Here is a 25,794-nt window from a genome sequence, read left to right as displayed (position 1 = left end):
CGTTTTTGTTATGGCAGATTATTGCGGGAGCGCTGTGTCGAGATACCAGCGATGATTGCCTTCCAATGCAAGCGCGGTTAGCTTTTCGGTATAATAGGCCCCGGTATCTATGCCGATGCGGTTGCCTTTTTCGACCACATCATCGTTGATCGTGTGGCCGTACACAATTACCTTTTCATGTGGCTCGTTGACGGAGAGAAATTCTTCTCTGATCCACCGCAAATCCTTTGGTTTCTGTTCGTCGAGCGCGACTCCTGGGCGGATACCGGCATGGACAAAGGCATAATCGCCAACAATAATTTGGTTCTCAAACGTTTTTACAAAGTCGATATGATGCTCTGGTATCAGGTCCGGCAAGCGCTCGGCTAGGTCAGCGTTATCAAGCTCCATATAATCTCGCATGCTGATGTCATAGCTCAAGATAGTTTCTTTGCCGCCAATGCGGTTGAAAAAGCGAGTTGCTTTCTCATCTCCGGTTGCAGCTTTCAAATAGACTTCCTCATGATTGCCCATCAGGAAACGAACATCATTCAACTCTTCCTTGAGTTGAATGGCTGTCTCTATAACGCCGGAGCTATCCGGACCGCGATCGACCAGATCTCCAAGAAAGATAATCTCACTTTTGCTATCGCCGCGCTCAGCATCATCAGCGATAATTTTCTCGATGAGTTGTTGCAGCAAATCATTGCGGCCATGAATATCGCCAATGGCATAGACACGCCGACCTTCGGGAACACAGGCAGTCTCCAAGGGGCTGGTTTCCAATTTCTTACTAAACAGGCGCTTCAACATAGTGCCGACGAACTTCGTTCCATTTGCTAAAATTTCAAGAGGCGGGCGCTAGTTTAGCGCCCACCTCATTGTCTATATAGGGTTTTACCTGAATAGCTCCTGTCAGCGGTTAACTCTCCACCGTGAAGCTGAGACCAGCATTGGCTTCCAGTCGCTTGGTCAGCTTTTTGCCCATTAATGCGCCTGGTGTCCAAATTCCGCCGCCATGTTTGTTACCATCTTGCGCGATACATAGCGCAGCCTCGGCAATCATTTTGGAGGTTGATCCGTAGCCTGGATCTTTGTCGCCTTTGACGCAGAGAGTGGCGGTTTCACCGTCCGCCGTTTCACCGAGAAACAGGACATCGTAAAAGCCATTCTCGCGTTCTTCCTTGGTTGGGCCTTCGCCGGGTTTGGGTGCGTCATCGCCACCCAGAGGATTGGCTTTAGCCAGCATTTCTGCTGCTTGTTTGCCCATTTCACCCGGGCTGGTTACGACCATCTCATCATATTTGAAATCGTCCCCATAAGGAAAATCAAGCAGGAAGTTGGTGCGATGCACATTCTTGGTATTGATCGGAGCCATGATGAAAGGTGCGACCCAACTGTCTAGCGTCTTGTCCTTTTTGGGGATCATCATATTGGGCTGATCCGGTCCTTCAAAGCCAGGAGTCAGGCCAAAGCTGCTCGCCAATATTTTGACGAGACCAGGGTTTTTGGCGATCGCCTTCATTGTTTCTTTCAGGCTTGCCGCTGTGCCGCCAGAAAAAGTGCCTTCCATTGCGCGAACGCGCCCCTTTACGCGCGTGGCAGGCTTGCCGAAGCGTTTCTGCATGTCTTTCTGCAGAGCCAATACGCCCAGGTCAAAAGGGATGGAATCAAAACCACAGGAAAAGCATATCTGTGCGCCAGATTTTTCTGCCGCTTCTTGATGCTCGTCAATTTTTTCGCGCATCCAGCCGGGTTCGCCGCAAAGGTCGACATAATGCGTGCCATGTTTGACGCAGGCGCTAACCAGTTCGTTGCCGTAGAGCTGGTACGGTCCAACGGTGGTCAGGATCACGCTCGCGCGGCTTGCCATCATATCGATAGAGGCAGCATCATCGGAATCCGCCACAACTAACGGGGTGTCCTTTGGCGCGCCGATCAGATCACGCACTTCTTCAAGCTTTTCCAGCGAACGCCCGGCCATGGCCCATTTTGGCGCGTCGCCACCAATGCCATATTTTTGGGACATATATTCAGCGACCAGACGGCCAGTGTAACCGGTCGATCCATAAATAATGACATCAAATTCGCGTGCGTCGGACATAAAGCCCCTCCTGATTATCGGTTGTGTTTCGAAACGTGCTTATGACTTAGAGCTTAGGTAGAGTCACGCCTCTTTGCCCCATATATTTCCCCGCGCGCTCCGCATAGCTGGTCTCGCAAGGCTCATTGCCTTTGAGGAACAGAAACTGGCAGGCGCCTTCATTGGCATAGATTTTGGCGGGCAGGGGGGTCGTGTTGGAAAATTCCAGCGTGACATGGCCTTCCCAGCCCGGTTCCAGCGGTGTCACATTCACGATGATCCCACAACGCGCATAGGTTGATTTACCGAGACAGATAACTAACACATCGCGCGGGATGCGGAAATATTCGACTGTTCGGGCGAGGGCAAAGCTGTTCGGCGGAATGATGCAGCAATCGGTCTTGCGATCCACAAGGCTGTTGGCGTCAAATTGCTTGGGATCAACGACAGCGCTGTTCACGTTGGTGAAAATCTTGAATTCGTCGGCTACCCGGGCATCATAACCATAAGAGGATAGGCCGTAGCTGATACAGCCATCACGCTTTTGTCCCTCTACGAAGGGCTCTATCATTCTGCTATGATTGGCTTCTTGGCGAATCCATCTGTCGGAAAGTATGCTCATATCACTCTGTCTCCGGGCGTTTGGCTTTTTAGGATTTGGCGCTTCATGCCAGCAAGCTTAAGGCCGCACAACATTCCAGTTCACCGGGCCATCTATTCCGCTGACCCTGCGCATATCGGACGCGCGCCACATCACCCAAGGCTTGGTCGCGTAGTCGGGCGGAAAAAAATTGCCTTCCAGCCAGAAAGTCCGGCTGATACCGCTGCTTATGTTATAGTCTTCTTCGAATTCTTTTGAGACGATGATGACGGCAGGCTTTCCACTATGCCCTTCAATTTGATTGAGAAAAGTATTCAATTCACTCAGAACCAAGGCGCGTCCGGGTCGATCTTTGCAACCATTGTCATAAGCGAGGCGGACCGCTGGCGGCAGGATATTTTCTTCCCGCGGCACGGTCGTGACAAACATCGTTGCCTGATCACTGGCCAGACGGCACAAGCTATATTCATGCACTGCACCATAGCGGATCCCTGCGTCGCCTGCGCCCTTGATATTAGTTGCGAAGACAGGGTCGCGTTCCTCGGCGCCATTGGTTGCGCGGACATAAGCAAAATCCACACCAGTAGCACCGGCCACATGCCAAGTGATTTGGCCATGACTTGCATCTACCGAAATGCCTTGGACTGGATATTGGTCACGCGGTGGCGCCCAGCCTACGGCAATATTGCGCAGGACAAATGCGATGATCAGCAACGCAATGATGCTTAAACCGTACCGCAGCACGGTATTCTTCTTGCTCTGTGTGGACACCCTTTTTCCCTGACGCATACTCAACTGGGCGATTGGTCACCTGCAACTAACGAGCAGAGAATCGCTTAATTCTTGATATGCAATACACAGATCAAAGTGAAGAGGCGACGGGCGGTTTTGAAATCGACTTCGATTTTACCATCCAATCTTTCGGTTAGCAGTTCGGCGCCATGATCATGCACACCGCGCCGCGCCATGTCGATTGTCTCGATCTCTTGCGCTGTGGCCTTGCGAATAGCCTGATAATAGCTGTCGCAAATGGCGAAATAATCCCGGATGGGGCGGCGAAAACGACCGAGCGCAAGGATCAGGGTTTCCAGCGCTTCGCCGTTCTCGCGTGCAATGGAAAGCACTAGTCGGCCTTCTTGTACGCTTAGGTGAAGCTTATAGGGGCCGGCATAACCATCTTCATGCTCGCGCAGGGGCTTGAAGTGGTTTTCTTCGATCAGATCGAAGATCGCAATACGTCTTTCCTGCTCAATATCGGCATTGCGCCAAAGGATGGTCGCTTCGTCGAGTTCAATATTTATGATGCGTGGATCGGACATTCAGGCTCTGTTGCCGCAGCACCGGGGCTAGGACAAGTTTTTTTGCAGTGCGGCACAAAAACAAAGGCATTTATCCACAAGACTGTCCCCGCTTGATTTGAAAATTTACCCGAACGCTCTTGCCCTGAATCGCCTGAGCGTGAATGATGAGCAAATGGCCGAGTTAGTTCGTTTTGATGCAGTCGAAGAAGAAACCCAGCGCCTGCCCCGCAATGTTGAGGCAGAGGCGACGTTTCTCGGTGCGTTATTGATTGATAACCGTGTCGCCGAAGACGTGCAGATCAAGCTGCGCCCGGAACATTTCTACGAACCGCTTCATGGACGCATTTATGAGCAGGCGTTGAAGCTGCTCGATCGCAATATGGTTGTCACCCCCGTCACGCTAAAGCCCTATTTTGAGGCGGACGAAGCGATGAAGGTGCTCGGCGGACCTTCCTATCTGGCCAAATTGACCGGCGATGGTGCGGGCTTGATTGGCGCGAGGGATTTTGCAGACCAGATTTATGATCTCGCGCTCTTACGCGAACTGGTTACCGTTGGTCGCACTTTGGTCGATAGCGCTCTCGATACCAGCGAAACGGTCGATCCCAAGACCCAGATTGAAGAAGCGGAGTCGGCACTTTACCGGGTCTCCGAGGGCGAAGCGCAGGAAGGTGGGGTTAAATCCTTCCTGGCTGCATCTACCGAGGCCCTGACCAATGTCGAACGCGCCTTTAACAGCGGCGGCAAGGTGTCTGGCATTACAACGGGCCTGACGGACCTAAATGCAAAAATGGGCGGCCTGCACAAAAGTGATTTGCTGATATTGGCGGGACGTCCCGGCATGGGTAAGACCTCGCTCGCGACCAATATCGCATTCAACGCAGCCAACCGATATCGCCGCGATATGCAGGACGGGATTGAGCCGATCGATTCACTGGGCGCCAAGACGGTGTTTTTCAGTCTTGAGATGTCCGCGGACCAGCTGGCGACGAGAATATTGTCCGAGCAGGCAGAAATCAGCTCCGAAAAACTCCGTATGGGGGCGATTAGCCGTGACGAGATGCACCGGCTGGCATTGGCGTCGCGGGAGTTGCAGGATTTGCCGCTGTTTATCGATGATACACCAGCTCTGACCATTGCGGCGCTGCGGACCCGCGCGCGCCGGTTGCAGCGACGCAGCGGTATCAACTTGATCGTGGTCGATTATCTTCAGCTTTTGCAAGGGTCCGGACGCGCCAACGACAACCGTGTCAACGAAATTTCCGAGATTAGCCGAGGGCTCAAAACCCTTGCGAAAGAGCTGAATTGTCCGGTTATCGCGCTGTCGCAGCTGAGCCGGCAAGTGGAAAGCCGCGAAGATAAACGCCCGCAGCTATCGGATCTGCGTGAATCCGGTTCGATCGAGCAGGATGCCGATATCGTGATGTTCATTTTCCGCGACGAATATTATCATCTTGCCGTGAAGCCCGATGATCCGGACGAAAATTCGACCGAGGAACAGAAAGCCAAATATCTCGCGTGGGAAACCGATCATCAAAGCAAGGTCGGCAAAGCCACCGTCATTGTCGCGAAAAACCGCCAAGGTTCGACTGGGAATATCCAACTGAGCTTCCTGAGTGAGTTCACCAAATTTGGCGATCTGGCTTATGGTGATGCGCCGGATGATTATTGATCCGACCGTGGGTGTTTAGCGTCGCGGGCTAGATCACCGTTTAGCGATTTGCTTAAACAGCGACCAGAGGCCTTTCCGCTCTGAGGACTCTAACCTTTTCGTCGCTGTAACAGCTGTTTCACTAAAACCTAACATATGGGCTATGCGACCTGCGGCTTGCTGCCCTTCGTGTATCGCTCCTTCGACATAGCCGGGAAATTGCGTGGCAATTTCTGAGCACGCGAATGTCACGCGATCTTCCATCTTCCGCAGAACCACGTCCGGAGCAAGCATCTGACCAGCGATCACATGAGCATTGTAGCCACCGCCCACCCATGGGTCATCTACCCATATGCGTTCGAATTGTGCGACCGGGTTCGCCGCAGGCGCTCCGAATAAGCGGACCAACGGTTGCTGGATCCGTTCCCATCGCTGCTCACGTGACAAACCCGCAAGATGCCGTGCATTTGGTCCGCCGATAAACACAGTCAAGCGAGGTTTACCGTGCTCTTTCAAGCTTGTATCAGCGGTGGCAAATCCAGAAAGGCTAATGCTGCTACTCATGCCGGAATTGCCAGCATCGCGCCAGAACGGGCGGTCATAACATAAAGTCATCTTGATCATGTCACCAGCTTGATAAGCCTTCAATGCTGGTTGGGACCAGTGAGAGGGTGGCATGAATTTTTTGGCGATTGTTGGCGGGGCCGCGACGATGACAGCCTTTGCTTTGATGGAGCCCGACACAGTGTCTATCACAGCGCTTTCGCTGCCCACGTCGACCGATTGCACGGGTGTTTGTAACACCAACCGATCACCGAGTTTTTCTGCAAGGGAAGTCGCCAGCGCGCTAAGACCCTCCTGAACATGAAATTCCCAATCTTCGCGATCTGAATCATATCGCTCGAAGATGTCAACAGCATGGGAAAACTGGAGCTCGTGCATCGGCAAACCCCACAATTCTTCGACTTGCGATGCGATCAGGCTTCGCATCTCCGATTCTAAAGACAGTAAAGATAACCGATCTGCGGCGGATTTTTGAGGATCGTTATATAGCAGGGCAAGTTCAGCATCGTCGCGATTTGGCTTTTCGAAAAGAGTTTCCATTTTACGAAAAGCAGTAATTGCGGATGCTCCGCTCGCCCCGTCGCATAGATAGCGGCCAATATTGGGCAAGGGAACGGGATGGAGGCCAGACCTGGTTACTGCTGAAAACAGCTTTTGCATATCGGTGTTCAGCGCTTGTGCGCCATGTTCGATAATTTCACCATCGGCGGTATGTTCGGTTTCGATACGACCGCCGACACGGTTTTGTGCTTCGATCAGGCAAAAATCTATATTCGCTTGATCCAGCCGGGCCGCCGCCGAAAGGCCTGACATGCCGGCTCCAACGATCACAACATCGACTTGATCACGAAGAGTTTGATGCATTTTTTATCCTATTTTGGACAGGGGGAGCCTCCAAAATAGGTGTTTCTTCCATTCGCAACAATGGCCCGCCATGAAATATATTTACATTATGTTACAAGGCTTCTTGCAGCCGATAATCGAACGGTAGAAGTGTCTAAAAAATCGGATCGTTTGCGCCACTTTCATCATCTTCCGGAGCCGGCAATGGCGTAACATCTTCATGAATACCGCATTCGGTCTTGTCCCAACCGCGCCAACGGCCGGCCCGGGGGTCTTCGCCCGGTTTGACTTTGGACGTGCAAGGTGCACAGCCAACGGAGAGATAGCCTTGTTCTTCCAGCGGGTGGCGGGGCAGGTCATGCTCTTCAAAATAGGCTTCGAGATCATCCTTGATCCAATCGCCTAGCGGGTTGATTTTCAACCGGCCGTCTTCGACTTCAAAGCGCGGCAGGTTTTGGCGCGTAACCGATTGAAAGGCCTTGCGCCCTGAAATCCAGCTGTTCAAACCGGACTTGGCGCGTGCCAATGGCTCGACCTTGCGGATTTCACAGCAGCCATCAGGGTCAAATGACCAACGCAGCTCATTCCCGTCTTTGGCCGCAAGAACAACAGGGTCCGGCTTCACAACATTCGCATTTTGAATGCCCAGAGTTTGGATCAGTGTTTTGCGATATTCCAGCGTTTCGGGGAACATTTTCAGTGTATCAACAAAAGTCACCGGAATGGCGGGATCGGCTTTTGCCACGAGGTCCAGCAAAACGGCACTTTCGGTCCCAAAGGAAGAAACAACCGCCACTTCACCAAGATTATCTTCTTCGAAAAGGGCTTTCAGCATCGCTGAAGCATGCACCCCTTCAAAGCGCGCATTCAGGGCGTCGGCATCTGCCTGCGTAAAATCAGGCCGCGCGTCGATGATATCAATTTTGCGTGCTGGCTCACCCATGACGCAATTTCCAAATCGGCGTGCGACTGTCTGTGGTGCCTTGATAGACTGCGTCATAAAGCTCCAGCGCTTTGTCCATGACCTTGGCATCTATCGGCGCATCAGGCGTGAATGCATCAAAGCCACAGCGGCGCATATAGGCGATTTGATCGACCAACACATCACCGCTGGCCCGCAATTCGCCTATATAGCCGGCTTCACGCAGGATTTGCGCTGCGGAATAGCCGCGACCGTCGCCAAAGACCGGGAAGTCGATTTCGATCAGGGCCAAGCGATCCAGCAACGGGAGGAGCAGCCGAGCATCTTCGCCCGCTTCGATCCGTACGGCGGTCGCATTGGATTGATCCAAAAATGCCTCAAGCGAAACCGCTGGCTCTTCATGGCTTTCGTCATCGCGAAAACGGATTGCCTCAACCATAGATAGCCTCCTTGAACGCAGCCATGCCGACACGCCGATAGGTATCGATAAACCGTTCGTCCTCTTGCCGTTCTTTCAGATAGAGGTCTGTGACGGTTTCAATGGCGTCAATCACGCCATCTTCGCTAAAGCCTGGGCCGGTAATTTTGGCTAGGCTAGTGTCTTCCGCAGCCGAACCACCGAGCAGCAATTGGTAATTTTCGGTGCCTTTACGGTCGACGCCCAATATGCCGATATGGCCTGCATGATGGTGTCCGCAAGCATTGATGCAGCCGGAAATTTTGAGCTTCAACTCACCCAATTCGCGCTGACGACCGAGATCGGCAAACCGCTCGCTGATCTTCTGTGCCAGCGGGATAGAGCGCGCATTGGCAAGGCTGCAATAATCGAGACCAGGGCAGGCAATGCTGTCGGTGATCAAGTCGAGATTGGCAGGAGCCAAGCCGGCTTCATCCAGTTTCTGCCATAATGCGTAAAGATCGCTCTTTTTAACATGGGGCAGAACGATATTCTGGCTGTGCGTAACGCGCATTTCGTCAAAGCTATATTGCTCGGCGAGATCGGCCATAAGATCAATCTGCGATGATGAAGCATCACCGGGAATGCCGCTCTTTGGTTTTAGACTGATCGTCGCAATGGCATAGCCAGGTTGCTTATGGGCAACCGTGTTCTGGTCCACCCAAAGGTTGAAATCCGGATCCGATAGATCGAGATCGTCGCTCGCATTGGTGTCAAAGGCAGGATCAGCAAAATATTCGGTAATCCGGGCCAGTTCTTCCACGGGAGGGTTAAGACCCAATGTCTTCATATGGGCGAATTCTTCTTCGACCTGACGGGTATATTCTTCCTTGCCCAGTTCGTGGACGAGGATCTTGATCCGCGCTTTATATTTGTTATCGCGCCGTCCATAGCGGTTATAGACCCGCAGGCAGGCTTCGGCATAGCTGATCAGTTCATCTGCAGGCACAAAGTCACGGATTTCCGGAGCGATCATCGGCGTTCGGCCCATACCGCCGCCGACGAAGAATTTCGCGCCTAATTCACCATCCTTGTGGACCAGCTGAATGCCGATATCGTGCAAGCGCATTGCCGCACGATCTTCATCGCTGGCTATGACCGCGATTTTGAATTTGCGGGGCAGATAAGAAAATTCAGGGTGAAAGCTCGACCACTGACGCAGGATTTCTGCCCAAGGGCGCGGATCGGCAATTTCATCAGCCGCTGCCCCGGCATATTGGTCAGAGGAGATATTGCGAATGCAGTTACCGCTAGTCTGAATCGCATGCATCTCGACCGATGCCAGGTCGGCGAGGATATCTGGCGCATCTTCGAGCTTTATCCAGTTATATTGAATATTCTGGCGGGTGGTAAAATGCCCGTAATCGCGGTCATATTTGCGCGCAATGTGACCGAGCATCCGCATCTGTTTGCTGTTGAGCGTACCATAGGGGATGGCGACACGCAGCATATAGGCGTGCAGCTGCAGATACAGACCGTTCATAAGCCGCAGGGGTTTAAATTGGTCTTCGGTCAGTTCACCGGCGAGGCGGCGTTCCACCTGATCGCGAAATTCCGCAACCCGCGTATCGACCATTTGCTGGTCATATTTGTCATATTGATACATGGCTAAATCACCCAGTTTCCAGCCTCAGGATCGGCTGGCTTTAATGTTAAATCCGGTCTTACGGTTGGTCCCAATGCACGCACGCGATCCTTGATATGGGCGGGGCGAGGGCCGTCGTCGGTCATCTCAGCTTCGATCGCATAGGGCACATTGACCCGCCGCGCGGCTTCTTCCTCTTGCAGAATGCCTTCGAAATTCTCACCGACATCAATGGCATCTTCGACATGGCGGGACCAGTCGCTGCCGGTCCACCAGGTCACATCACCTGTCTTCAAGTCATTTCCGGTCAGTATCTTCAAAATTCCACTCCCGCCATTTGCGCATATTCAAAAAATTTATCGGTTGCGTCACCGTAACGTGCAACCTCGCCGACCACCAACAGGGCAGGGCTCTTCACCTTTTCTCTTTGTACGAGATCACCAAGATCGGTCAGCAATGTCTGCAGCGCCCGGAAATCATCCCGTGTTCCGTTTTCGAGCACGGCTACTGGCAAGTCGGGCGATGCACCGTCGGCAATTAATTTTTCCACAATCGCTTCAGCATTGGCAACGCCCATATAAATAACCAGCGTACGGCCTTTTCCAGCCAATCCTGACCAGTTCTGATCAGACAGTCCTTTGCACTGTCCTGCAACGAAGGAAACGGCACTCGATGCATCGCGGTGGGTGAGCGGTATTTTCGCTTGGGCCGCGCAGCCGAGGGCTGCACTGATGCCGGGCACGACCTCCACTTGGACGCCGGCTTTGATGCAATCGCTTGCTTCTTCGCCACCACGGCCGAAAATAAAAGGATCGCCGCCCTTAAGCCGGACGACCTTATGGCCTTTCCGGGCTTGAGCGATCAACAATGCGTTGATCGCCTCTTGCGGCATGCTGTGGCGAGAACGCTGCTTGGCAACCGAAACCCGCTGGGTTTTTTCTGGTGCCATGGCCAATATATCAGCGCTAACCAACCCATCATGAACGATGATGTCAGCTTCAGATAACAGCCGGGCAGCTCGCAAGGTCAGCAGCTCGGGATCACCGGGCCCAGCACCAACAAGATAGACTATACCATTTCTGGTCGGTGCGCGCTCTGGGGATGGTCTATTTTTTTCCATAAAGCCGATATGCGCCGGTAAGCCGCCATTATCAAAGCAGAAGTTTTTTTAGCGGCCTAAGATATACTATTGACCAGATGTCAGCGCAGCGTCGACTTCGGTTTAGTCTTCATCCTTTAAACCAATGCCGATAGATGCCCGGGTCTGTTCCGCTTCCATCGAAACGACGGGATAGGCGCAATAATCCGCAGCATAGAAGGCGCTTGGGCGATGATTGCCGGAAAGACCAATGCCGCCAAATGGGGCCTCAGAGGAAGCGCCAACGGTCATCTTGTTCCAGTTGACAATTCCGGCACGGCTATTGGACCAGAATTGATCATATTGCTTGGCGCTACCGCCGATCAAAGCGGCGGAAAGGCCGTATCGGGTGTTGTTAGCCTCAGCTATTGCGCTTTCGAAATCGGGAACGCGTATGACCTGCAATATAGGACCGAACAGCTCAATATCAGGTCGCTCCTCCATATCTGTAACGTCAATAATACCCGGTGTTAGAAAGGGGCGTTCGTCCAATGGTCGCGCCATGTGCTTGATGGGGCGGCCGCCATGGGTCATCAACGCGAGAAAGCTCTCAGTCAGTCCGTCTGCGACTTCATTGTCTATAACAGGCCCCATGAACGGCGCAGGTTTGCTGAACGGTTCATCGATAATCAGGCGATCTGCTATCCGTTTCACTTCTTTCACCACACGATCATAAAGTTCGTCTTTAACGATCATCCGGCTTGCGGCAGAGCAGCGCTGCCCAGCGGACAGAAATGCTGATTGTACCACCAATACGGCAGCACTGTGAATGTCATCGGTATCCCAAACAATGATCGGGTTGTTGCCGCCCATTTCCAGCGCCAGAATCTTGTCCGGCCGCGATGCAAACTGGCGGTTGAGAGCGACGCCGGTTTGTGCCGAGCCGGTGAACAATACACCGTCAATGTCGTCGTTTGCGGTCAGTGCTTTCCCAACATCAGGGCCGCCTTGCAGGATGTTTACCACTCCATCAGGCAAGCCGGATTTAGAAAAAGCGTCGACCAGAAATGCTCCAACAGCTGGCGTTTTCTCCGAAGGCTTGAAGACAACAACGTTACCAGCGATCAGCGCCGGTACGATATGTCCGTTCGGCAGGTGGGCCGGAAAATTATAGGGGCCGAGCACCGCCAATACGCCGTGCGGTTTGTGCCGCATCGCCGCGCGCATATTTGGCTGGCTGGGCAATTGTCGTTGCGCGGTGCGTTCTGCATAGGCCCTGACAGATATATCGATTTTATTGATGACCGCTTCGACTTCGGTTCTGGATTCCCAAATTGGCTTTCCAGTCTCCCGGGCGATCAATTCTGAAAGCTGTTCCGACTGCGTTCTTATGCGATTGGAATAACGGCGAACCGCTTCTATTCTTTTCGTGAGCGGCAATGCTGCCCAGGTCGGCCAGGCTTGCCGTGCGTTCGCAACGGCAGCGTCTGCATCTCCTGCTTCGCCTTGCCATAGGATTGCGCCTGTCGCGGGCTCTACTGAAATAAGTTGTGTCAAAATCAATCCGTTACAAAATTATTCTATTGGAGCCGGTTTAGGGCTTTCTTCGGTCGAACCCTAACTAGCTGATACAGCTTAAAAATCCAGTAACCATGAAGCTATTTTCTTTCCAAGGCTTCCTTACATCCAGTTATGTTCCGTTACAAACCTCTAAGTGCCTTGCCCATATTTCTTATTGCCTCAACTTTTCTGGTTAACGGTTGCCAATCATCATTGTCGGCGATCGCTTCCCAGATTGTTTCGACTTCTTCTATATGCAGCGAGCAGGGAGAGTCTGATTGCCAATAATTGTGATTTGACGATCGGCTTGGCATTCGTTTGGCCATCTCCTTCGCAAATAGGTCGAATTCATCCGAATCATAACCTTGCGCTTCAGTGGATGTGCCTTTGCCCCAGTCCAGGAAAAACTGATCAATCGTTACCGTTTTCAAACTTAGTGCTTGCTCGGCTGCTACGACCAGAGGTTTGTCTTTATCGAAACCTTCGCTTTCGACACCCAACCTCCAACAGAAATGTTCCGTAAACGCTTTGCCATAGGATTTTGGAAAAGCTTCCAGTGTTGCAACCAACGGATCACTATCGCAAACCAGCCTTAGTGCGCTGGCCAACTGGGCAAGGTTCCAATGCAAGGCCTCGGGTTGCCGGCCGAAACAGTAGAGTCCCTCATGATCAAAATAGGCGGCCGTGAAGCCGGGTTCCCAATAGGGTGTGAAACGCCAGGGCCCATAGTCAAAGCTCTCGCCTGTGACATTAATGTTGTCAGTGTTGAGGACACCGTGAACAAACCCCGCTGTCATATAACTGGCAGCCAATTGCGCGCCTTTGGTGGCAACATTTTGAAACAGCTCGGTGGCGGGATTGTCTGTTTTCGTGCCGTCATAAAAATGGGTGAGGCAATAGTCGATCAGCGCGTGCATTAGATCTTCATTCTGTTCCGCAGCGATCCGTTGAAAGGTACCGAAGCGGATATGGCTGTGGCTGAGCCGGGTCATGACGGCGGAGCGGGTAGGGGACGGTTCATCGCCGCGTTCAAGCTCCTCTCCCGTTTGAACAAGCGAGAAAGTCTTGGATGTCTCAACGCCAAGAGCTTCCAGCATCTCGGTAGCCAGAATTTCCCTGACACCGCCTTTCAATGTCAATCGCCCGTCACCCGAACGGCTCCATGGCGTCGTACCGGAACCTTTGGTAGCCAGGTCCATCAGCCGGTTTTCGTGGTCGCGCAGCTGGGCAAATAGGAACCCACGGCCATCGCCAATGTCAGGATTATAATTGCGAAATTGATGGCCGTGATAGCGCAAAGCCAGCGGAGGGTCCAAATTGTCTGGCAAGGTTTCAAATCTGCCAAAATGATTGAGCCACTCTTCTTGGTCGAGGTCCGACAAACCAACGGTCTGATCCCAGCGATCATTGCGAAAGCGCAGGATATGCTTTGGAAATTGGGCTGCGCTGACAGGATCTCCAATCTTTTCACCCAGGTCGGTTATTTTGACATCAGCGCGATAGGAAGATTTGGTGGGTTCGGCTTGCGGTTTATATGGCATTGTCTGATAGTGGGGACTAATCGGGGTAGCGGCAAGTCATAACCGGGGGATGAATCATAAATATGGCCGAAGAGAAAATTTATCAGGATCAGTATTGGCAATCTGATGACGACTTGAAACTACATTATCGCGACTATCCTTCGTCCAGTACAAAAACGCCAATATTCTGCGTGCCGGGTTTAACCCGCAATATCCGTGATTTTGAACATCTGGGGCAGTGGATCAATGGTAAGCGACGTATCATCATGATCAACTTGCGCGGGCGCGGTGAGAGTGAATATCCCAAAGATAGCACGACCTATAACCCAAAGTCCTATGTCGCGGATATTGTGAAGCTGATGGATGAGATTGAAATCCCTGAAGCCATATTCTTTGGAACATCATTAGGCGGTATCGTTACGATGGTTATGGCATCGCTGCATCCAGGCCGCGTTGCAGGTGCGTTGCTCAACGATATTGGTCCCGAAATCGATCAACGTGGGCTGGACAGGATCGGCGAATATGTGGGGCAAGGGCGTAGTTTTGACACTTGGGCTCATGCTGCACGCGATCTCGCTGAATCTGGCGGCGATATATTTCCAGATTACACCCTGAAAGACTGGATCGTGTTTGCAAAGAAAGTCTATCGGATGAATAGTTCCGGTCGGATCAAGCTGGACTATGATATGAAAATATCGGAACCGTTTGAGCGCAAAGGCGGGGATAATGCAGCGATGTGGCGGATGCTGGAAGCCTTGAAGAACATCCCCACGCTTATCCTGCGCGGCGAGTTGTCGGATCTGTTCAGCGACGCGACGGCAAAGAAGATGCTGAGTGTATTGGAGCAAGGGGAACTGGTTACCGTTCCCCGCGTCGGCCATGCGCCCAGTTTGGAAGAGCCAACTTCGCTTGACGCAATTGCCGCATTGCTTCAACGAGTCGATTGATTTTCCAATAGTTTGAAAAACCAAATATAGCTGATGAAATCTTCTAAAATCCTGCATTTGCACAGTACGTTCAACCTGGGCGGCAAAGAAGCACGTGCCGTTCGATTGATGAACCATTTCGGTGGGCAAGCGGTGCACACCATTTTATCCGCTGAGCCCGATAGCCTGTCTGCACGCGACGCGATTGATGCCAAGATCAAAGTGCATTTTCCCAAAGACGCACCAGCTCTGGCTGGCAAGCCGTCGTTAAAACGCTATCGTGAGCTAGTCGCCTATTTCCGGAACTTTGATTTGATCTTGTCCTATAATTGGGGGGCTATGGATGGCGTGATGGCACGAACGTTGTTCAGCCGGGTGGAAGGGTTACCGCCGCTCATCCACCATGAAGACGGCTTTAACGAAGACGAGCGCAAGAAGCTGAATTGGAAACGCAACATGTTCCGCACCTTTGCTCTTGGGGGAAGTCAAGCCTTGGTGGTTCCTTCCGAAAGATTGGAAAACATTGCCAAATCGGTTTGGAAGCAACCGGCAGACAAGATCCATCGCGTCTCTAATGGTATTGATGTGAAGCGTTTTGAAAAGAAGCCACAACGCGGCGCTTTACCGGGTTTCAAGAAGGGCAAGGATGAGATTGTTGTCGGGACAATTGCCGGTCTGCGTGCTGTCAAAAACCTTCCGCGGTTGGTGCGAGCCTGCGCCGCAGCCGGCGACCATGTTCGCCTTGTGATAGTCGGCGAGGGGCCTGAAAAGGCTGCGATATTGGCGGAGGCCGAGCGCTGCAATATGGCCAATCGTTTGCTTATGCCAGGTTTTCTGCCAGAGCCTTCGCGCTATGTCGGCCTTTTCGATATTTTCGCTCTATCTTCCGACAGCGAACAATTTCCGATTTCTTTGATGGAAGCCATGGCAGCAGGATGTCCAGTAGCAGCGACCGATGTCGGAGACATCAAATCTATGGTATGTCGGGCAAATCAAGGGTCCATAAAGCCCGCAGATGACGAAGCGCAATTTGCCGAAGCGCTCACAACCTTGGTCCAGCACGAACAATTACGGAATGATATTGGCGCACAAAACCGGATGAAGGCGCAGGCAGAATATAATGAAAGCAAGATGTTGGCGCGCTATGCGTTGCTTTATGGCCATGCGCTGGGAAGGCCGAAATTTACTTAATATGTGACGATTAAAAATAGTTTGGGCATTTGCTAATTTTTTCGAACAATTTTGCCATGCGCTGTCTATAAGGCGTGCTTGGGGTATAAGGAGAGTATAGTGTTTAAAGGGGTCAAGCCTATCCAATATGGTGGTCGTGAAGTCTGGCCATTGATTGAGGGTGGCAAAGGAGTTGCCGCTACCAATCATGCCAGTTCCGGCGCATGGGCTGCCGCAGGCGGTATCGGCACTGTATCTGCCGTCAATGCTGATAGCTATGATGCTGATGGCAACGTTATCCCGCAAATTTATCACGGAAAAACCCGCGGCGCACGGCATGAAGAGCTTGTGAAATATGCGATTGACGGTGCGGTTGCCCAGGTTACGCGTGCTTTCGAAATATCCAACGGCAAAGGCGCAATCAATATCAATGTGCTTTGGGAAATGGGCGGCGCGCAGCAGGTACTGCACGGCGTGCTTGAACAGACCAAAGGCATGGTGGCGGGTGTCACATGCGGTGCCGGTATGCCCTATAAGCTCTCAGAAATTGCGCAGCAATATGGGGTGAATTATTTACCGATCATCAGCTCTGCTCGTGCCTTTCGGGCTTTGTGGAAACGCGCTTATCACAAGGTTTCAGACCTTATGGCGGCGGTGGTTTATGAGGATCCGTGGCTGGCTGGCGGGCATAATGGCCTCAGCAACGCCGAAGACCCGCGCAAACCCGAAGATCCTTATCCGCGTGTCAAAGCCTTACGCGAAACCATGCGCGGCGAGGGCATAGCCGACAGCGTGCCAATCATCATGGCGGGCGGCGTCTGGGCTCTCAAAGACTGGGACAATTGGATTGATAATGACGAGCTCGGTCAGATTGCCTTTCAATTCGGCACCCGTCCGCTGCTCACCAAGGAAAGCCCGATCCCGGACAGCTGGAAGAATGAGCTGATCAAGATCAAGGAAGGCGATGTGCTGTTGCACAAATTCTCGCCCACTGGTTTCTATTCGTCGGCCGTTCGCAATGAATTCCTGCGCAGCCTGGAAGCGCGCTCCGAACGCCAGATTCCTTATTCGACCGAGAAGGCCGGTGAGCATACGCATCAACTGGATGTTGGCGTGAAGGGCAAAAACTTTTGGGTTACACGCAACGACTTGCTGCGTGCGCGGGAATGGGACGGTCTGGGTTTCACCATGGCGCTCAAGACACCGGACAACACAATTGTGTTCACTACACCTGAGGAAGCCAAGATGATCCGCAAGGACCAGGCCGATTGCATGGGTTGTCTGTCACACTGCGGTTTTTCCGCTTGGAAGGATCACGATAATTTCAGCACTGGACGACTTGCTGACCCGCGGAGTTTCTGTATCCAGAAGTCGTTGCAGGAAATCGTACATGGTGCGCCGGTTGAAGAGCATTTGATGTTTGCTGGCCACGGTGCCTATAATTTCGGCAAAGATCCGTTTTATTCCAATGGCTTTGTACCGACAGTCAAGCAACTGGTCGATCGCATTCTGACCGGGGATTAGATATGCTTTAGGGCCGTTAACTTTATTGTTACTATTTTCCGTTTACACGTGGAGACACGCAGGAGGGTAGACATGGCGCTGAAGTCGACGAGATACCGTAAAGTGGAACCGGCAGCATTGAACCGGCGCACTACGCCGCGTCACGAAGTCTATGTTTCCAGCGCATCCTTGAAACGCAATGGCAATATGTCAATTGCCGCGACCCTGCTCGATATCTCAATCTACGGATGCCGTTTCGAAGCGGATGCTGTCTTCAAGGAAGGCGAAAAAGTTACTGTCACCGTTGATGAGCATGCACCGTTTAAAGCGACTTTGGTGTGGCAGAAAACAAAACAGGCCGGATGCCGCTTTGCCGATGCGCTTGATACGGAAATTCTACGGACACTGACACTGGCTTCCTGAGTTTAGCGGGATGCCGCTCAGTTTTCAAAATTCACACACATCACAGCCAGCTTAACCTGATCTCATTTGCTCATACTGCTGGTCTTGGGTTTGTTGAAGCGTTCTTAAGGTGACAGCCCAAAGTTCACACAAATCACATCATCGCCAAACTAACCGAGAGATATGTGCTCTGCACTTGATACGGAGCCTAAGGGTCGACAGACGTGACAGACGCTCTGAGCTCCTGGTCTGCGCCCGGAGCACAGATATTTGATAGGAATGGCTCACGGCTCCAAAGTTCACACAGATCACACAGCTTTTTCTCGGTTTCATGGCAGGCCGGTTTGCTCGACCACTGATCAAAGTTCACACACATCACACGCGCTTTCATCGCTCTCGGCGCAAAAAAGTGGGTTATCCGTGCCGCGGCGTAACAGTCAGAAAGAAAAGATTTAAATTGTCAAAGAGCCAGATGATCATTTAGCATCTTTCAGGGCCTGTAGGAAAGGGTGACGGTGATGGACATACGATTGGACGATCTCTCCGGGCTGCCGGTCCAGGCGCTGCTAGCCGCGCATCTGTCGAGCATGCAAAAACACTCCCCGCCGGGCAGCGTTTATGCGCTTGATCTATCTGGCCTGAAAGCACCCAATGTTTCGCTATGGGCGGCGTGGGATGGCGATGATCTGATGGGTATTGGCGCGCTCAAACAGCTGACGGAGACCGCAGGCGAAATCAAGTCCATGCGCACGGCTTCGGCGCACCTTAGACAGGGAGTCGGTCTGTCAATTCTCAACCACATAATTGCAGAAGCAAAACAGCGCGGATATGTGCGGCTAAGCCTTGAAACGGGATCAGGGGATGAGTTTGAACCGGCGCTTCGCCTCTATCGCAAGCGCGGGTTTGAAAATGGTGCGGCTTTTGGCGACTATGTTGCGAGTGAATTTAATCAGTTTCTGCATCTGGAGCTATAACGAAGGGTAAGAGATATGGGCGAGCGGATTTGCTGGATCATATTGGGTCTGGTTATTCACGTACCGCCCTTCGCTGCTCTATTCATGCCATCGCTAATCACGCGTCTATATGGTGTCGCGCCCGATGATGTGAATTTTGCATTGCTGCATCATCGTGCCGCTCTGTTCGGTATTTTGGTTATAGCTTGTCTATGGGCTGCATTTGATCCGGGCGTGCGTAAGCTATCATTTGTTGTAACGGCGCTCTCGATGGTCAGTTTTCTCATCATTTACAGCATCCATGGTGCGCCGGATGTTTTGCGCTCTATCGCTGTCGTTGATCTTATCGGCCTTCCCTTTCTGGCCTTTGTTGGTTGGAAGGCTTTTTCTTCGAGTTAAAACAGAGTTTTGGAGCCGAAGACTAACGAAGATGGTTACAGAATTTCAGTTTGTTTGACAGTTTCGGCATTTCTGGCAATAGCCACGAAATGTCATCGCCTTCTTTATCCCAACGCATCATCGGCCGTCTGTTCCGTACAGGTTCGCCATTACTTCAAAGACATGTAGCCGATATGGTTGCCAGAGCTTCTGAAGAGATCACCTATAATCGTTTGATTGAAAACGGTTTCAAGCCAAAGGCGATTATTGATGTTGGTGCCTATAAGGGCGACTGGACCAGGCTGGCCAGCCGGACATTTGGCGCCATGCCGATGCTGATGGTCGAGGCTCAGCCAGCAATGCGGGCAGGTCTCGATGCCGTCATTAAGGATTTGCCGCATGTGAAATGCGAGTCTGCGGTATTGGGCGCGATAGCAGGACAAGACGTGACCTTTTACGAAATGGGCACAGGATCATCCTTTCTGCCCGAAGCCAGCGATGCTCCGCGCAACGAATTAAAACTGAAAACCCGCACGCTGGATGATGTGGTCGAAGAACATCTTGAGCCTGTGGATGACGTATTCCTGAAAATTGACGTACAGGGCGCGGAACTGCAAGTCCTGCAGGGCGCGAGTAAGCTTTTGGAACGCACGGGATTGGTGCAGCTGGAAACCGCGATGCTGCAATATAATGAAGGCGCGCCGCTTTTACCGGAAGTGGTGACGTTCATGGCCGATCGCGGTTTTTTGCCGACCGAAGTCTCAGGTTTCAGCAGGCCGCGTAATCATCTGGTGCAAATTGACCTGCTTTTTGCCCGCGCCGGATCGGTGCTGCGGCCGGAGTTTTTCAACTTTTAGCTACCGGGTCGTAGTCGGCTCAATCCAGATCCCACGCCCGTTCGCCATGGCTTGCAATGTCCAGCCCGTCACGCTCATCATCTTCGTTGACCCGCATGGGCAGAATGACGCTGATACCATAGCCGAGGATTGCTGTAGCGACGGCTGACCAGATTGCGACGGCTCCGACACCAATAAGCTGCGCGACAAACTGGCTGCCGAACGCCATGCCGTCCGCATATCCGGTGCCGCCCAGGCCCTCGCTGATAAACAGCGCCAGCAGGAGCGTACCCAATATGCCGCCAACGCCGTGAACGGCGAAAACGTCAAGACTGTCGTCGATTTTGAAACCGTTTTTGACTAGCCCAACAGCAAAGAAGCAGACGAGACCAGCAGCGCCGCCGATAATAATGGCTGCACCGGGGCCAACAAAGCCTGCTGCCGGTGTAATGGTGGCTAAACCGGCGATAGCGCCCGTTGCCACACCAACAGCAGTGGATTTGCCGACTTTGATCCGTTCAATCAATATCCATACCAACGCGGCCATCGAGGCCGCCACATGGGTGTTGATAATAGCAGAAGACGCATCGTCAGTCGCTGTAAGCGCAGAACCACCATTGAAACCAAACCAGCCCACCCAGAGTAAGCCAGCACCGGCAACAGTGAGTGCAGGACTATGCGGCAGCATAAGCGTTTTTGGCCATCCCATACGCTTGCCCATCATGATCGCAACGACCAGCGCAGAAACGCCCGCGGTGGTGTGCACCACAATACCGCCTGCAAAATCAAGGACACCTTGTTCGGCTAGCCAACCGCCGCCCCAAACCCAATGGGTAACCGGCGCATAGACGACCAGCAACCATAGGGAACAAAAGGCGATGACCCAGCCGAAGCGGGCACGATCGACCCAAGCGCCGACCATCAGGGCAGGGGTGATCACCGCAAACGTCATCTGGAACATTGCAAAAGCCGATTCCGGGATGGATGTTCCTTCACGAACATTACCAAGATTGCCGAACATCCAGTTCAAACCATTGCCTAAAATACCATTGGTCACGGTTCCGAAAGCCAGCGTATATCCCACCACTACCCATAGCACAGAAGCGACGCCGGCGATGGCCATGCATTGGACGAGGACTGACAGAAAGTTTTTGGACCGGACCAGGCCGCCATAAAATAGTGCGAGACCCGGTAAGGTCATCAGTAAAACCAAAGCGGTCGATGTTAAAACCCATGCTGTATCTCCGCTATTGGCGGCATCAGCGGTTGGATCAATGATATCCTGAGCAGCCACAGGGACCGACGCCAAAACCGCAGCACTGATGGTGGCCAGACACTTACTCAGATATTTCATCAGATCCCCCAAGGATATAATTTTATTACGCATGTCCGCTGAAACGAATCATATTGCGGCGGTGTCTAGTCGAGAGCTGCTTGAGACTCAACCGGCAACCCGCCGCTGGTCTTTCCGGTTGTCATTGAGGGTTCAACATACGGCGCCTATTTTCAGGCCCAGCCTTCAAGCACCTGATCCGGCGGCCGGTGACCGTCTGCCCATACCCGGATATTTGCTATGACGCGCTCTCCGGATGCCTCTCGTCCTTCAAAAGTGGCACTTCCCATATGCGGCAGCAGTACGACATTCTTAAGCTTCAGCAATCGCTGATCTACTGCAGGCTCACGGGTATAAACATCCAATCCTGCGCCGCTGATCTTCTCCTGTTGCAGGGCTTCAATCAGCGCATTTTCGTCGATCAGATCGCCGCGGGCGGTGTTGATCAAATAGGTTGATGGTTTCATCATCGCTATTCGGCCAGCGTTGATTAATTCATGCGTTTCAGGGGTGCGCGGGCAATGGATGGTGATGATATCACAAGTCTGGATCAGTTCATCGAGATCATCGACATAGCTGGCATTGAGCGATTCTTCCACCGCAGGCGGCAATTGGCGGCGGTTGTGATAGACAATCGAGAGACCAAAACCGGAGGCCCGGCGAGCGACGGCCTGTCCGATGCGGCCCATGCCGATTATGCCAAGTTTTTTGCCGCCGATACAATGGCCCAGCATCCCGGAAGGCTTCCATCCCTCCCATTGGCCGGAACGCATTAATTTCTCACCTTCCGCCAAGCGGCGGGGAACCGACAATATCAGCGCCATCGTCATGTCGGCCGTATCTTCCGTGAAAACGCCCGGGGTGTTGGTTACCAGTATTTTGCGCGCCCGCGCTGCAGCCAAATCGATATGATCAACGCCTGCACCAAAGCTGGCAATTAGTTTCAGGCGATCAGGCGCCGCGGCAATCATTTCCGCATCGATATGATCAGTCACCGTGGGAACCAGAACATCACAGTCTGCCATCGCAGCTATCAAATCTTCGCGCGAAAAAGCGCGGTCCGTCAGATTGGGAACAACGTCGAACAATTCACCCATCCGGTCATGGATCGCATCAGCCAATTCACGGGTCACAATGACGCGCGGCTTTGCAGGACGGATTGTTTCGGTTTCGGTTGTTTCTGCCATAGGGCGATTGCTATGCCTGAAATTTACATCAGGTCAAGCAGGTGACGCTTGATGCGCGATTGGCTTTATGTTTATGGCTATCCAAGTTCGGGGGAATGGGCAAATATTGAGACATGCGTAGATTTGTAGTGAAAATAACAGCGGTTCCCTGCCTGATGGCGTTAAGTCTAGCACTGACATCTCCAGCTATGGCTCAACAGCAGCCACCTTATTGGGCATCTATTGACGAGCCGGAAGCACGGATGCGCACGGGACCAAGTACCGAGTATCCGACCATGTGGATATATAAGCGGGAACGGCTCCCGATAAAAATCCTCGCCCGATACAAGGCATGGCGCAAAGTCGAGGATCCCGACGGTGCGCAGGGATGGATGCATGCCCGGCTTTTAAGTGCAACACAGACCGCAATAGTGCTTGGCGAAAAAGGGCAGGCGCAACCGTTGCGATCCAACCCGCAATCTGATGCGAAAGTTATCTGGCGGGTCGAACCGGGAGTTGTCGGCAAAATCACGCAATGTGAAAATGGTTGGTGCTTGTTGGATGTCACCGGACGACGCGGCTATGTTGATCAAGACCTGATCTGGGGCGACGAGCCGCTGAAATAGCATATTGTCGGACTCGTCCCGCAATGAGCGGGGCATGATAGTTAACAATAGTTGTCTCAAAATGGAGCATCTCATCAGGTAACCGCACGGTAAACCGGCCTTTTGCGGCTCTCTCTGTGTCAATATTGGTAAATTTTTATAAATTCGGTCGCTACGCATTTGCTTATCAGGTTAATTTTGTCTTAAATTATGCACGGGTCGAAGGTAAGAATCACTCTTGCCGAAGAGTAGGGCGAAAGCCGAATATCGTGCGGATCCGATCTTTAACATTCTTTGGATGTTGGTGATGGTGACAGTTTTACTGTTTCAGGGCTGGTTGCGTATGAATTTTTGGGGGTAAGTATGAACAAGAGTAAAAAGATTTTGATGGCGTCGGCTATGACTCTCGCCGCAACAACATTGTCGGCTACGGCTGCCTCGGCGGAAGTGCTCATTTTTAACGCCAGCGATTTTAAGGTGGGTAATAACTCGCACGGTCTGTGGACCAACAATACGAATAAGGGCGCAGATCGCTTTTATTCTTTTCAAGCGGGTACGATCTTCACCGTCGATACCGATACCGGGACTGGCTCTCTCGTCGGCACAGCCATCAACGGATCGAACAACGTTGCCGAAATTAACTTGCGGCTTGGCGGTTTCCTCGAAACCACGCTGGGTTCAGCTTTTACCTATAAAAAAGAAAACGGGCTGGCCTATGACCCGTTGACCGATACGCAGGACGTTGATTTTTTTACCTCTGCGAGCGGATCGATTGCGATTGACGGTTATTCCTACATGCTGCGCGCGAACCCTTTCGCCGGCGGACATGCGTTTCAATATGGTCAGGGTGCCAATGCCAAAAATGGCGCTTTTGGCGGTTCGTCCTGGTTGCTTGTTGAAGGCGCAAATGGCGAACAACCCCGGCATTGGGATGTGAACTTCAATCTGGCTGCTGTACCCGAACCGGCTACGTGGGCGTTCATGATCTTCGGATTTGGCGCCGTCGGCGGTGCGTTGCGCCGCAAGAAGAACCGTCAGACGGTCAGCTTCGCCTAAACAGAAATTCGTCACGTAGAAAGGGGCGGGAAAGCAATGCTTTCCCGCCCCTTTCTATATCGTGTTCGAAGAGGGATTAGTCGGCTAATTCGATAGCCACGGCGGTCGCCTCGCCGCCGCCAATGCACAAAGCGGCAACGCCTTTTTTCAGGCCTTGCTTTTTCAACGCAGCGATCAGCGTGACCATGATCCGTGCGCCACTGGCGCCGATCGGATGGCCCAAAGCGGTTGCGCCGCCGTTGACATTAAGCTTGTCGCGCGTGATGCCAATGTCCTGCATCGCAAACATCGCAACGCAAGCAAAGGCTTCGTTGACTTCCCATAGATCAACATCAGCGACATCCCATCCGGCTTTCTTCAGAACCTTCTGGATGGCTGCAACCGGAGCAGTGGTGAATTTGGCAGGGGCATGGGCGTGAGCTGCATGGGCGACGATATGCGCCACCGGCTTCAAGCCCTTTGCCTCTGCAACACTGGCTCGTGTTAGGACCATTGCGGCTGCACCATCAGAGATAGACGATGCATTGGCGGCGGTAATGGTGCCGTCTTTTGCGAATGCAGGACGCAGTTGCGGAATTTTGTCAGGATTGCCTTTAAGCGGTTGCTCGTCCTTATCGACAGTCACGCTGCCTTTGCGGGTCTTGACTTCGACGGCCACGACTTCGTCATCGAATGCATCACCCTCAACGGCTGCTTTGGCGCGGGCGAGCGATTCAATCGCATATTCATCCTGCGCTTCACGGGTGAGTTGATACTCACCCGCGGTTTCCTCGGCAAAGCTGCCCATTGCCCGGCCTTTATCATAGGCATCTTCCAGTCCATCAAGGAACATATGATCGATAACCTGCGCGTGGCCTAGCCGCGCGCCACCACGCATCTTTGGCAGTAGATAAGGCGCGTTGGTCATGCTCTCCATGCCGCCAGTGACGATCAGGTCCACCGAACCGGCGGCCAAAGCTTCTGCGCCCATGATCGCCGTCTGCATGCCAGAGCCGCACATCTTGTTGACGGTCGTGGCTTCCACCGATTCCGGCAGACCGCCCAGTATCGCGGCTTGACGGGCAGGGGCTTGGCCCTGTCCAGCGGACAAAACATTGCCCATGTAAATGCGCTCTACATCCGCGCCATCAATACCAGCCCGTTCTACCGCAGAGCGAACAGCGACTGCGCCGAGATCGGGCGCGCTGACATCGCCCAAAGCGCCCTGCATACCGCCCATCGGTGTACGGGCGTAGGACAATATGACGACGGGATCGGATTGAGACATGCAGGCTACCTTTCAAACTTTTTCGTTGCTGCTTTTGCAGCATCTTTCATTGGCT

General features: G+C 52.6%; 26 protein-coding genes. 10 read left to right on the top strand and 16 right to left on the bottom strand.

All coding sequences use genetic code 11. The annotated features are described in order from the left end of the window. Positions 1-18 precede the first annotated feature (18 nt). The 5 genes from J4G78_RS03155 to J4G78_RS03135 form a co-directional block, all read right to left on the bottom strand. Positions 19-792 (bottom strand): metallophosphoesterase family protein, encoded by a 774-nt coding sequence (locus tag J4G78_RS03155; protein WP_207988422.1) that lies wholly within the window; start codon positions 790-792, stop codon positions 19-21. Between the two features lie 109 nt (positions 793-901). Further along, positions 902-2,083 carry a saccharopine dehydrogenase family protein gene (locus J4G78_RS03150; protein WP_207988421.1) on the bottom strand — a complete coding sequence of 394 codons (1,182 nt, stop codon included), beginning with the start codon at positions 2,081-2,083 and terminating at the stop codon, positions 902-904. Positions 2,084-2,129: 46 nt separating this feature from the next. Next, positions 2,130-2,684 carry a dCTP deaminase gene (gene dcd, locus J4G78_RS03145; protein ID WP_207988420.1) on the bottom strand — a complete coding sequence of 185 codons (555 nt, stop codon included), beginning with the start codon at positions 2,682-2,684 and terminating at the stop codon, positions 2,130-2,132. Between the two features lie 57 nt (positions 2,685-2,741). Further along, the gene (locus J4G78_RS03140) at positions 2,742-3,434 is read right to left on the bottom strand and encodes a glycoside hydrolase family 25 protein (RefSeq protein WP_243457198.1); all 693 of its coding nucleotides are present in this window, start codon (positions 3,432-3,434) and stop codon (positions 2,742-2,744) included. 65 nt (positions 3,435-3,499) lie between these two features. After that, complete coding sequence (locus J4G78_RS03135; protein WP_207988418.1) at positions 3,500-3,982, bottom strand: UPF0262 family protein; 483 nt, start codon at positions 3,980-3,982, stop codon at positions 3,500-3,502. Positions 3,983-4,136: 154 nt separating this feature from the next. Here J4G78_RS03135 and J4G78_RS03130 point away from each other — a divergent pair, with 154 nt between their 5' ends. After that, positions 4,137-5,636 (top strand): replicative DNA helicase, encoded by a 1,500-nt coding sequence (locus J4G78_RS03130; protein ID WP_207988417.1) that lies wholly within the window; start codon positions 4,137-4,139, stop codon positions 5,634-5,636. A 33-nt stretch (positions 5,637-5,669) separates the two neighbouring features. Here J4G78_RS03130 and J4G78_RS03125 read toward each other — a convergent pair whose 3' ends face one another. The 8 genes from J4G78_RS03125 to J4G78_RS03090 form a co-directional block, all read right to left on the bottom strand. Further along, complete coding sequence (locus J4G78_RS03125; RefSeq protein ID WP_207988416.1) at positions 5,670-7,043, bottom strand: flavin monoamine oxidase family protein; 1,374 nt, start codon at positions 7,041-7,043, stop codon at positions 5,670-5,672. A gap of 133 nt (positions 7,044-7,176) precedes the next feature. After that, the gene (locus tag J4G78_RS03120) at positions 7,177-7,965 is read right to left on the bottom strand and encodes a phosphoadenylyl-sulfate reductase (protein ID WP_207988415.1); all 789 of its coding nucleotides are present in this window, start codon (positions 7,963-7,965) and stop codon (positions 7,177-7,179) included. Beyond that, on the bottom strand, positions 7,958-8,383 hold the full coding sequence (locus J4G78_RS03115; RefSeq protein WP_207988414.1) for a DUF934 domain-containing protein: 426 nt from the start codon (positions 8,381-8,383) through the stop codon (positions 7,958-7,960). Before J4G78_RS03115 ends, J4G78_RS03120 begins: the two co-directional genes overlap by 8 nt. Then, positions 8,376-10,007, bottom strand: a complete 1,632-nt coding sequence (locus J4G78_RS03110; RefSeq protein ID WP_207988413.1) for a nitrite/sulfite reductase — start codon at positions 10,005-10,007, stop codon at positions 8,376-8,378. Before J4G78_RS03110 ends, J4G78_RS03115 begins: the two co-directional genes overlap by 8 nt. Before the next feature lie 2 nt (positions 10,008-10,009). Next, positions 10,010-10,306, bottom strand: coding sequence for a DUF2849 domain-containing protein (locus J4G78_RS03105; RefSeq protein ID WP_207988412.1), 297 nt, complete (start codon positions 10,304-10,306; stop codon positions 10,010-10,012). Beyond that, complete coding sequence (cobA, locus tag J4G78_RS03100) at positions 10,303-11,106, bottom strand: uroporphyrinogen-III C-methyltransferase (protein ID WP_207988411.1); 804 nt, start codon at positions 11,104-11,106, stop codon at positions 10,303-10,305. Before cobA ends, J4G78_RS03105 begins: the two co-directional genes overlap by 4 nt. A gap of 102 nt (positions 11,107-11,208) precedes the next feature. Then, on the bottom strand, positions 11,209-12,624 hold the full coding sequence (gene astD, locus J4G78_RS03095; protein WP_207990361.1) for a succinylglutamate-semialdehyde dehydrogenase: 1,416 nt from the start codon (positions 12,622-12,624) through the stop codon (positions 11,209-11,211). A gap of 140 nt (positions 12,625-12,764) precedes the next feature. Then, positions 12,765-14,165, bottom strand: a complete 1,401-nt coding sequence (locus J4G78_RS03090) for a protein adenylyltransferase SelO family protein (RefSeq protein ID WP_207988410.1) — start codon at positions 14,163-14,165, stop codon at positions 12,765-12,767. Positions 14,166-14,227: 62 nt separating this feature from the next. Here J4G78_RS03090 and J4G78_RS03085 point away from each other — a divergent pair, with 62 nt between their 5' ends. The 7 genes from J4G78_RS03085 (at position 14,228) to J4G78_RS03055 (ending at position 20,333) form a co-directional block, all read left to right on the top strand. Beyond that, positions 14,228-15,091, top strand: coding sequence for an alpha/beta fold hydrolase (locus tag J4G78_RS03085; protein ID WP_207988409.1), 864 nt, complete (start codon positions 14,228-14,230; stop codon positions 15,089-15,091). A gap of 33 nt (positions 15,092-15,124) precedes the next feature. Beyond that, on the top strand, positions 15,125-16,261 hold the full coding sequence (locus J4G78_RS03080) for a glycosyltransferase family 4 protein (RefSeq protein ID WP_207988408.1): 1,137 nt from the start codon (positions 15,125-15,127) through the stop codon (positions 16,259-16,261). Positions 16,262-16,360: 99 nt separating this feature from the next. Beyond that, positions 16,361-17,764 carry an NAD(P)H-dependent flavin oxidoreductase gene (locus J4G78_RS03075; protein ID WP_207988407.1) on the top strand — a complete coding sequence of 468 codons (1,404 nt, stop codon included), beginning with the start codon at positions 16,361-16,363 and terminating at the stop codon, positions 17,762-17,764. A 72-nt stretch (positions 17,765-17,836) separates the two neighbouring features. Next, positions 17,837-18,166 (top strand): PilZ domain-containing protein, encoded by a 330-nt coding sequence (locus tag J4G78_RS03070; protein ID WP_207988406.1) that lies wholly within the window; start codon positions 17,837-17,839, stop codon positions 18,164-18,166. A gap of 497 nt (positions 18,167-18,663) precedes the next feature. Then, complete coding sequence (locus tag J4G78_RS03065; protein ID WP_207988405.1) at positions 18,664-19,119, top strand: GNAT family N-acetyltransferase; 456 nt, start codon at positions 18,664-18,666, stop codon at positions 19,117-19,119. 15 nt (positions 19,120-19,134) lie between these two features. Next, on the top strand, positions 19,135-19,497 hold the full coding sequence (locus tag J4G78_RS03060; protein ID WP_207988404.1) for a hypothetical protein: 363 nt from the start codon (positions 19,135-19,137) through the stop codon (positions 19,495-19,497). 50 nt (positions 19,498-19,547) lie between these two features. After that, entirely contained in the window at positions 19,548-20,333 is a 786-nt protein-coding gene (locus tag J4G78_RS03055) for an FkbM family methyltransferase (protein WP_207988403.1), read from the top strand. Positions 20,334-20,352: 19 nt separating this feature from the next. On the opposite strand, the gene J4G78_RS03050 is transcribed toward J4G78_RS03055, so the two are convergent. Together J4G78_RS03050 and J4G78_RS03045 are read right to left on the bottom strand one after the other, a co-directional pair. Further along, on the bottom strand, positions 20,353-21,666 hold the full coding sequence (locus tag J4G78_RS03050; RefSeq protein ID WP_207988402.1) for an ammonium transporter: 1,314 nt from the start codon (positions 21,664-21,666) through the stop codon (positions 20,353-20,355). A gap of 152 nt (positions 21,667-21,818) precedes the next feature. Then, on the bottom strand, positions 21,819-22,832 hold the full coding sequence (locus J4G78_RS03045; RefSeq protein ID WP_243457197.1) for a 2-hydroxyacid dehydrogenase: 1,014 nt from the start codon (positions 22,830-22,832) through the stop codon (positions 21,819-21,821). A 113-nt stretch (positions 22,833-22,945) separates the two neighbouring features. Between J4G78_RS03045 and J4G78_RS03040 the strand changes: the two genes are divergently transcribed. Together J4G78_RS03040 and J4G78_RS03035 are read left to right on the top strand one after the other, a co-directional pair. Then, positions 22,946-23,437 (top strand): SH3 domain-containing protein, encoded by a 492-nt coding sequence (locus J4G78_RS03040; RefSeq protein ID WP_207988401.1) that lies wholly within the window; start codon positions 22,946-22,948, stop codon positions 23,435-23,437. 342 nt (positions 23,438-23,779) lie between these two features. Further along, complete coding sequence (locus tag J4G78_RS03035) at positions 23,780-24,472, top strand: SP85-like N-terminal domain-containing protein (RefSeq protein WP_207988400.1); 693 nt, start codon at positions 23,780-23,782, stop codon at positions 24,470-24,472. Between the two features lie 76 nt (positions 24,473-24,548). Here J4G78_RS03035 and J4G78_RS03030 read toward each other — a convergent pair whose 3' ends face one another. Further along, entirely contained in the window at positions 24,549-25,739 is a 1,191-nt protein-coding gene (locus J4G78_RS03030) for an acetyl-CoA C-acyltransferase (RefSeq protein WP_207988399.1), read from the bottom strand. Positions 25,740-25,794 lie beyond the last annotated feature (55 nt).

The organism is Parasphingorhabdus cellanae (genome assembly GCF_017498565.1).
Taxonomy (GTDB): domain Bacteria; phylum Pseudomonadota; class Alphaproteobacteria; order Sphingomonadales; family Sphingomonadaceae; genus Parasphingorhabdus; species Parasphingorhabdus cellanae.
The sequence above is the reverse complement of the archived record's forward strand: the minus strand, read 5'-3'. Positions and strand labels throughout refer to the sequence as shown.